Source organism: Archangium sp., from assembly GCF_036388035.1.
GTDB lineage: Bacteria > Myxococcota > Myxococcia > Myxococcales > Myxococcaceae > Archangium.
This window is the reverse complement of sequence record NZ_DASVSO010000010.1, coordinates 1-8,092: the sequence shown is the minus strand read 5'-3', so window position 1 is coordinate 8,092 and position 8,092 is coordinate 1. Positions and strand designations below refer to the sequence as shown.

The 8,092-nt window shown below is 70.0% G+C and carries 7 protein-coding genes; 3 read left to right on the top strand and 4 right to left on the bottom strand.

Annotated elements, in window-relative coordinates; translation table 11 throughout:
* The 3 genes from VF697_RS00370 to VF697_RS00360 all read right to left on the bottom strand — a co-directional run.
* Nucleotides 1-1,067, bottom strand: a 1,067-nt coding sequence (locus VF697_RS00370; RefSeq protein WP_331091089.1) for a hypothetical protein, incomplete at its 3' end; no start/stop codon positions are given.
* A 103-nt stretch (nucleotides 1,068-1,170) separates the two neighbouring features.
* Nucleotides 1,171-2,202, bottom strand: coding sequence for an acyl-CoA desaturase (locus tag VF697_RS00365; protein WP_331091087.1), 1,032 nt, complete (start codon nucleotides 2,200-2,202; stop codon nucleotides 1,171-1,173).
* Between the two features lie 82 nt (nucleotides 2,203-2,284).
* A complete protein-coding gene (locus tag VF697_RS00360; protein WP_331091086.1) occupies nucleotides 2,285-3,724 on the bottom strand; it encodes a site-2 protease family protein in 1,440 nt (479 codons plus the stop codon).
* A gap of 90 nt (nucleotides 3,725-3,814) precedes the next feature.
* Between VF697_RS00360 and dusB the strand changes: the two genes are divergently transcribed.
* Nucleotides 3,815-4,828: a tRNA dihydrouridine synthase DusB gene (dusB, locus tag VF697_RS00355; protein ID WP_331091084.1), complete on the top strand. Its 1,014-nt coding sequence runs from the start codon at nucleotides 3,815-3,817 to the stop codon at nucleotides 4,826-4,828.
* On the opposite strand, the gene VF697_RS00350 is transcribed toward dusB, so the two are convergent.
* Nucleotides 4,807-6,132, bottom strand: a complete 1,326-nt coding sequence (locus VF697_RS00350; RefSeq protein ID WP_331091082.1) for a glycoside hydrolase family 1 protein — start codon at nucleotides 6,130-6,132, stop codon at nucleotides 4,807-4,809. The genes dusB and VF697_RS00350 overlap by 22 nt on opposite strands.
* A gap of 386 nt (nucleotides 6,133-6,518) precedes the next feature.
* Between VF697_RS00350 and VF697_RS00345 the strand changes: the two genes are divergently transcribed.
* A complete protein-coding gene (locus VF697_RS00345; RefSeq protein ID WP_331091079.1) occupies nucleotides 6,519-6,731 on the top strand; it encodes a hypothetical protein in 213 nt (70 codons plus the stop codon).
* 79 nt (nucleotides 6,732-6,810) lie between these two features.
* A partial coding sequence (locus VF697_RS00340) for an NFACT family protein (RefSeq protein WP_331091077.1) occupies nucleotides 6,811-8,092 on the top strand: 1,282 nt, incomplete at its 3' end.

Genomic DNA, 8,092 nt, shown 5'->3' with positions numbered 1-8,092 from the left:
TTGTAGGACACCCGCAGCATCAAGCGCAGGTCCGGAGTGCCAGGCCGCCGCAGCAGGCCCGCCCCGGCCGACAGGTGCACCTGCAACACCTGGGCGAGCTTGAAGTGGAACCCGAGCAACGCATCCAGGCTCGTGTAGAAGGGTTTGAAGGCGTAATCGCGGGGGATGAGCAGGGTCGAGAGCTGCACCTCCGGGCCTACCGCGAACCCCCGCTCCTTGTCGGTGTAGCTGACATGGGTGCCGACCCGCAGCTCCGAGCCCTCGACGCTGCCATCGAGCGCGGGCAGGGTGTTCTGCGGCGCCTCGGGGCGGAAGAGGAAGGAGCCCGCGAGCGACCACTGGACGTGGTGGCTGTAGCCCGCCAGTACCAGCATGGGCCGCGCGCGGAACTCCTGGTTGCCCGTCCGGTCTTCCGTGCGCGCGAGGAGCCGGCTCAGCGGCACCCACAGGTAGCCGCCAATGCTGGCGGAGAACGGGCTCTCGTCGGGCTGGCCATACAGACGCAGCATCATCCCCAGGCGCGGGTCCCCCACGTTCGAGTCCCGGAGCAGGCTGAGGTTCGTGAGCGAATCCAGCTCGGGCGCGCTCCGGGCGGAAGCGGACGCCCTCAGCAGCTGTCTCGAGATGGCCCGCTGCGAGGAGTCCTCCTCCGGGGACTTCCCCCGCTCCGTCATCACGATGGGCAGGGAGAGCGAGAACGTGGTGCAGTCGCAGAACCGCGCCGCCAGGTCGATATTGCCCAGCAGCTGGTGCTCGATCAGGACGCGGAGCGTCTGGAAGTCCCCCGCCTCGTTCTCCACGCCGAGCACCAGCGGCCTGTGGGCATAGTTGAGGCTGAACCCGACGGAGAACTCGTCGGTCCCGTAGTGCGGCACCTCCACCTGGATGGAGGACTCGCCTGCCGGTGTCGGCTCATACCGGTTGAGGGGAAGCACCTGGTCCAGCCGTACCGGGGCGGCAGCGCCCGCGACCCACGCACCGAGGAGAACGATGGTGAAGGCAATGATGCGTGTGGCGGAAACCACCTTCTTGCGACCCCCCAGTACCACGCGTGAACGAGCCTTCACGGTCAGGGGACGCTACCATACGGTCCTGTACTGAACAAAGCCCACCCGGGGCACGTTGACCTGGCTGCTGCTCCAACCGGCAGGGCTTCTCCTTTGACTCCCCCTACCGCCGCTTGAGCAGCGCCTGGGGAGAGGGCGCGGAGGAGGGCAGGCTGTTGGCCGCGGCGGCCAGGGCCTCGCGCACCTTCTCCTCGGCGGCCTTCATCTTCTCCTCGGCCGCCTTGCGCCTGGCCGCCACGGGGACGAGCCAGGGGATGCGGAAGGGGGCGTTGAGGGCCGCGCGCTCCTCGGAGGTGTAGTTCAGGTAGACGTTCTTCACCTGCTCGGACGGGGTGCGCAGGTCACTCACCAGGCCCACCCACGAGAGCGCCTTGAGCGAGTAGTAGCTGAGGTCCACCTCCCACCAGAACCAGCCCTGGTTGGCGGTGTTCTGGTAGTAGTGGTGGTTGTTGTGCCACCCCTCGCCCAGGGTGATGAGCGCGAGCAACCAGTTGTTCTTGCTGGTGTCCGTCGTCTTGTAGCGCCGCTTGCCGAACACGTGGCTGAGCGAGTTGATGGTGAAGGTGCCGTGGAAGAGCAGCGCGGTGCTCACGAAGAAGCCCCACACCAGCATCGAGAAGCCGCCGATGAAGAAGAGGGCCACGGCCAGCAGCACGGGCGGCACGATGAAGAGCCGGTTGAGCCACACCAGCTCCGGGTAGCGCGCGAAGTCCTTGATGCTCTCGTAGCGCGTCGCGTTGTACTTGTCGCAGAGGATCCACCCCATGTGGCTCCACCAGAAGCCCTTCTGCAGGGGCGAGTGGATGTCCTGCTCCAGGTCCGAGTAGCGGTGGTGGTGGCGGTGGTGCGCCGCCCACCAGAGCACGCCCTTCTGCGTGGCCAGGGTGCCCGCCAGCGCGAGGAAGAACTGGAAGCCGCGGCCCGCCTTGTACGCGCGGTGGCTGAAGTAGCGGTGGTAGCCGGCCGTAATCCCCCACATGCGGAAGATGTACAGGCCCACGCACACCGCGACGTCCACCGGTCTGGCCCCCGTGTAGAACACGAAGAGGCACATCAGATGGACGCCGATGAACGGGATGGACGAGAGCCAGTTGATCTTCTCGTCTTGCGCCAGGGCGGGGGTTTGAGCGTTCAAGGGGGCCTCGGGCTGGAAGCAGACCGAGCGGGAAGGTGCTCAGCCTCTCCCCGCATCAACACCCCCTCATGTCATGGCCATGTCAGGCGGAAGCAGATTTGTGGAGCTCCGCCAGCCACTGCTCGAAGTCCGGGTGGCCGTGCAGCGAGGCGAGATCCTCGTCGGAGGCCGCGTAGGAGGCATCGCGGAAGCCCAGCTCCGTGGCGCGCCGCAGCAAGCGCGCCGCGTCATCCTTGTGACGCGCCCGGGCATGCGCGCACGCGGCGTCATAGGCCAGCCGCGCCGAGGGCACGTGGGCGAGTCCCGCCTCGGCGATCGCCGCCGCCTCCGAGTACGCCCCACGGATGAAGAGGGTCCGCTGCGCACAGGTGAAGGCCGCCTCCGGCTCCACCCCGGGCAGTCGCAGCGCGGCCTGGACCCGCTCCGCGCGGATGAGCGAGCCCGCGTACTCGTGCAGCACCGTGCGGTCGCGTGTCTCCTGCCACGCCAGCTCCCAGAGGGTGAGGGCCCGGTGCTCGTCTCCGACGAGGGAGAAGGCCGCCGCCAGCGCATGCGTCTCCACCGGCCGGCGATGCACCTGGGAGAAGTGGTCCAGCGCCGAGCGCCCCTGTCCGTTCTTGAGGGCCACCCAGCCCAGCAGGTGGTGGGCCTGCGAGGTGAGGTCCGGCGTGCTCTGCTCCGAGGCCAGCACGGCCTGGACCCGCTGGCGCGCGTCGTCCAGCCGGCCTTCGGCCAGTGCGGCCTGGGCCTGTTGCATCTCTTGGAGCAGCGGCTCCGGGGCCACGCCCGAGGACACCTTCAGCTCTCCGCGCCCGGCGGCCAGCAGCAGCCGCAGCGCCTGCACCCCGTACAGGCCGAAGAAGATGCCGAGGATGGGCTCCTGGAGCTTCACCGCGAAGGCCACCGCGGCGAGGCACAACACCACGGCCAGTCCCTGCGCCCCCAGGAAGCCCGCCTGTCCGAAGAGACGGGTGGCCACCGTGCTCACGATGTGGCCCCCATCCAACGGGGGGACGGGGATGAGGTTGAAAATGGTCCAGAAGAGGTTGGCCCCGAAGAGCCAGAGGAGGAGGAAGTCGAGCACCTCGGAGTGGGGGCGCACGAAGAAGCGGAGGGCGAGGGCCGCCACCCCGAGCAGCAGCCCGGCGAGGGGCCCCGCCGCCGTCACCACCACCGTCTTGTGCCAGGGCATGGGGCCAGGGGCATTCGTCCGGGTGACGCCCCCCATCCAGACGAGGGCGATGCTCGGTCGGTAGCCGAACGCCCGGCCCGCCAGCGCATGACCCAGCTCGTGGACGAGTGCCGACAGGAAGACGATGAACATCCACGAGAGGATGTAGAGGAGCACCGTCTGCCCGTACAGCGGATCTCCCCGGTCGAGCAGGTGGCGGTAGGGCCAGCTGGTCGCGTTCTGCATCGCGGTGCCCGGGCCCGGCATGAAGGCGTAGGCCACCAGCGCCGAGAAGAGCAGGTGCGTGGGGTGGATCTGGACGGGGATGCTCCCGAGCCGAAAGCGCAGCATGGCCCCGACCTTAACCAATGGAGGGCAAGCGCGCAGGCCCACGCCCGGGTCCTGAATGAATTCGGGCAATCCGCTAGGTTCCTCCGGCTCATGCTTCGCATCGGTCCCTACACGCTGCCCAACCCCTTCATCCTCGCCCCCATGGCGGGGGTGAGCGAGAAGCCCTTCCGCGTCATCGCCTTCCGGCTGGGCGCGGCCCTCTGTCCCACCGAGCTGGTGAGTGCCCAGGGCCTCATGCGCGTCAACCAGCGCACCCTCAAGTACCTCCGCTTCGATCCCGAGGTGGAGCGGCCCTACAGCCTCCAAATTTTCGGCGGCGAGCCGGAGGCCATGGCCCGCGCCGCCGTCATCGGCAAGGAGTATGGGGCGCAGATCATCGACATCAACATGGGCTGCCCGGTGAAGAAGGTGACCCGCAACGGCGCCGGCAGCGCCCTGCTGTGCGAGCCGGACCGGGGCGCCGCCCTCGTGCGGGAGATCCACGCGGCCACCGGCCTGCCCGTCACCTGTAAAATCCGCTCGGGCTGGGACGACAAGAGCCGCAACTACCTCCAGGTGGCCGGGCAGCTCTTCGAGGCCGGCTGCGCGGCGCTCGCCATCCACCCGCGCACCCGGGAGCAGGGCTACTCGGGGCGGGCGGACTGGAGCGTCATCGCCGACCTCAAGCGCCACTTCCCGGACCGGCCCATCATCGGCAACGGCGACGTGAAGACGCCCGCCGACGCGCGCCGGATGCTGGAGACCACCGGGTGTGACTACGTGATGATTGGCCGGGGCGCGCTGGGCAACCCGTGGATCTTCCGCGAGCTGCTCGGGGGCGCGCCGGCCACCCCGGAGGAGCGCCGCGAGCTGGTGCTCGAGCACCTCGCCGCCCACATGGACTTCGTGGGCGATGTGCTCGGGGCGGTGCGCTCCTTCCGCAAGCACCTGGCCTGGTACGCGCACGGCCTGCGCGGCGCCGCCACCTTCCGCTCCGAGGTGAACCAGCTCGACTCGACCGAGCAGGTGCGGGACGCGGTGCGGCGCTTCTTCGGCTCCGCCGCCTCCGACCCCAACGCCCCGGACGAGGAGCAGGACGTGGACTACCGCGCCGCGCTCGGCTGAGCCGCGGCGCCGAGGACGGCCTCCGGCGGGACGAGCCGCCGGGTGGTGGCGACCTCCTGGAAGTAGCGGCAGGCGGGGGTGGGGCGGCGCTCCAGCGTCTCGAAGTCCACGTGGTAGAGGCCGAAGCGCGGCCCCCAGCCCTCGAGCCACTCGAAGTTGTCTAGCAAGCTCCAATAGAGGTAGCCGCGCACGTCCAGGCCCGCGGCGCGCGCGGCCAGCACCTCGCGCAGGTGGGTGTGGAGGTAGTGCGGCCGGCGCTGCCCACCCCGGTCGTCCATGCCGTTCTCCGTCACCCACACCGGCAGCCCGTAGCGCTTGAGCTCGCCCAGAATCGGGCCGAAGCCCTCGGGGAACAGCTCCCAGCCGATGTCGGTGAGGCCCCGGCCGTGGATGTCCCGGAACTTGAAGTCGATGAAGGGGGGGCGGGGGATGAAGCGCAGGTGGGCGCGCGTGTAGTAGTTCATCCCGATGAACTCGCACGCGCCGCGCGCGCCGGGGATGTCCACCCGGGTGGAGCCGATGCCGGGCATGTTCACCCGGAGGCGCCCGGACACCAGGGCCTCGTGGAAGGCGTGGTTGTACGCCTGGCCCCCCAACCGGACGAGCGCGCGGTCGATCGGGTGCCACCACCGGTCCGGCGCGAAGGCCAGCATGTTCTGCGAGATGCCCAGCTCCACCCGGCCGAGCACGGCCTGGAGCTCCTCGCGCGCGGCCACGTGGGCGCGCACCATGTTCTCCAGCGCCGCCATCGTCTTCGCCCCGTCCGTGATGCCGGGGGGCATGAGGCCCTGCAGGTAGCCGCCGAGCAGCAGCACCATGGGCTCGTTGAGGGAGATGACGAGTGCCTCCAACCCCTTGAGAAGAGGAGCGCAGGCACGTGCGTAGGCGCGGAAGGCCTCCACGCTCTCGGGCCGGTGCCAGGGCGTGTCGCGGTGGAACCAGGTGGGGTGGGTGAAGTGGTGGAGCGTCACCACCGGGCGCAGGCCGCGCGCCTTCATCCGCAGCAGCCGCTCGCGGTAGGCCTCGAGCGCCGCGCCGTCGATGCGTCCGCGCTCCGGCTCGATGCGCGCCCACTCCAACGAGATGCGGAAGGCGGTGGCGCCCACGTCGAGGGCCAGGCCGTAGTCCTCCTCGTAGCGGTGCCAGTGGTCCACCGCGCGGCCGCAGCGCGCGTGGGGCTCCTTCAATTTTCCAGCGCGCTCCCACTCGGCCCAGTCGTTCTCGATGCCGCCCTCCACCTGGTACGAGGAGGTGGCCACTCCAAAGGTGAAGTCGGAGGGGAAGGTCATCTCGTGAGCACTCATGCGGGCGCGCACCGTAGACGCGGCGCTGGCGCGCGCAAAGCGCGGTGTGTCCGCGTGCCGGCGCGGTGTCGAGTGCGCGCGAGCTGACACTCGTGGCTCCACGCGGCGGAGCGCAACGCGGCGGAGGCCGGAAACTCGGGCCTCGGCGCGTTTTCCACTCGGGCCGCGAAGCCGCCGCGAGAGTGCCGTGAAGCCGCCGAGAAGGTGCTGAGCGGGGGTCGCGAACGCGCGCGATGCCGAAAAATCGGCGCGCCACGCGTTGCACTACATCACCATGCGTTGACACACTGGCATGTCATCTCTACCATTGGTGATAAGCACTCCCGATGTGAGTGCAGCCCCACTCTCGATGAGTGGAGGGGACGTAGAACCAACGGAGGGTTTAGATGGCCGCCAAGAAGACGACCGCGAAGAAGGCCGCGGGCAAGAAGACCGCCGCGAAGAAGACCACCCGCAAGACCGCTGCCCCGAAGACCGCCAAGAAGGCGCCGGCGAAGAAGGCCGCGGGCAAGGCCGCTGGCAAGAAGACGGCCGCGAAGAAGACCACCCGCCGCAAGACGGCGAAGACCGCCCCCGCGGCCGCCCCTACCGAGGGCTAGACGTAGGGTAGGAAATTCAAGCAGTTTGAACGGCTCGGCGGACTTCCGCCGGGCCGTTTTCTTTTTCCAGGAGGAAGGGATGTCGCTGCGTCCCTCGGAGTTGGAGCAGGTGGTGACGGAGGTGGCCGCGCGGCTGGCGGGCGCGGTGGTGCAGAAGGCGTGGTGCCCGCTGCCGCGCCTGGCCTACCTGGAGCTGCGCGTGCCCGGGCGCTCCTTCCTCTTGTGCCTATGCGCGGAGGGCGAGCTGTCCCGCGTGTCCGTGGCCGCTGATCGCTTCCCCACGCCCGGCGAGCCGGCGCCCTTCCAGAAATGGCTGAGGCAGGAGCTGGTGGGCCTCAAGCTGACGGGGGCCTCGTGGGCGGAGGCGGAGCGGGTGGTGACGCTGGACTTCCAGAGCGAGGACTCGCGGCGCCGGCTGGTGCTGGAGCTCGGCTCGCCCGGAGGCCTCGTGCTGCTGACGGAGGCGGGCCGCGTGCTGATGCTCTCCGGCGAGGGCCTGGCGCAGCGGCGGGCCCTGCACCCGGGTGGGCACTGGGCGAGGCCCGAGCCGCTGTCCGCCGAGGTGCTCGCGCGCACCCGGAGCACGCCCTCCCGCCTGGAGCCCGTGTCCGGGGCCTTCGCTCCGTACGCGGAGGCGGCCGAGGGGGTGCTCGGACCGAAGGACAAGGCGAGCCGCGCGGAGGCCATCCGCCGGCGGCTGGCGCTGCCGTACCGGGCGCGCCTCAAGCGCTCGGGACGCACGCTGGAGAAGGTGCGCGCGGAGGCGGCGCGGGGTCCGGAGGCCGAGCGTCACCGGCAGTTGGGTGAGCTGCTCACCCAGAACCTCTACCGCCTGAAGCGGGGTGCCACCGAGGTGACGCTCACCGCGTACACCGAGTCGGGCATGGAGGAGGTGCGGGTGAAGCTGGACCCGAAGCGCACGCCGAAGGACGAGGCGGACTGGCACTTCCACCAGTACAAGCGGCTGCTGCGGGGCGTGGAGCATGCGCGGCAGCGCGAGGCGGAGCTGGCGCGCGAGGTGGGGCACGCGCAGGCGGCGCTCGAGCAGCTCGAGGCGCTGGACGAGACGGCGCTGCTGGCCCAGGCCGAGGTGCTGATGCAGGCAGCGGGCGAGGTGGGCCCGCAGGAGGCCCGGCCCTTCAAGGAGTACGTGGGGCACGGGGGCCACCGCATCTGGGTGGGCAAGGGCGGCGAGGACAACGACACGCTCACCTTCAAGGTGGCGCGCCCCTACCACCTGTGGCTGCACGCGCGGGGGCTGCCGGGCAGCCATGTGGTGGTTCCCTTGGAGAAGAGCGCGGAGGTGTCGCAGGAGGTGTTATTGGACGCGGCGCACCTGGCGCTGCACCACTCGGGCGCCA

Bases quoted from the DNA above. Each gene is read 5' to 3' on its own strand.
- VF697_RS00360 (WP_331091086.1), bottom strand. From the start codon at position 3,724: ATGCTGCGCTTTCGGCTCGGGAGCATCCCCGTCCAGATCCACCCCACG.
- dusB (WP_331091084.1), top strand. From the start codon at position 3,815: ATGCTTCGCATCGGTCCCTACACGCTGCCCAACCCCTTCATCCTCGCC.
- VF697_RS00350 (WP_331091082.1), bottom strand. From the start codon at position 6,132: ATGAGTGCTCACGAGATGACCTTCCCCTCCGACTTCACCTTTGGAGTG.
- VF697_RS00345 (WP_331091079.1), top strand. From the start codon at position 6,519: ATGGCCGCCAAGAAGACGACCGCGAAGAAGGCCGCGGGCAAGAAGACC.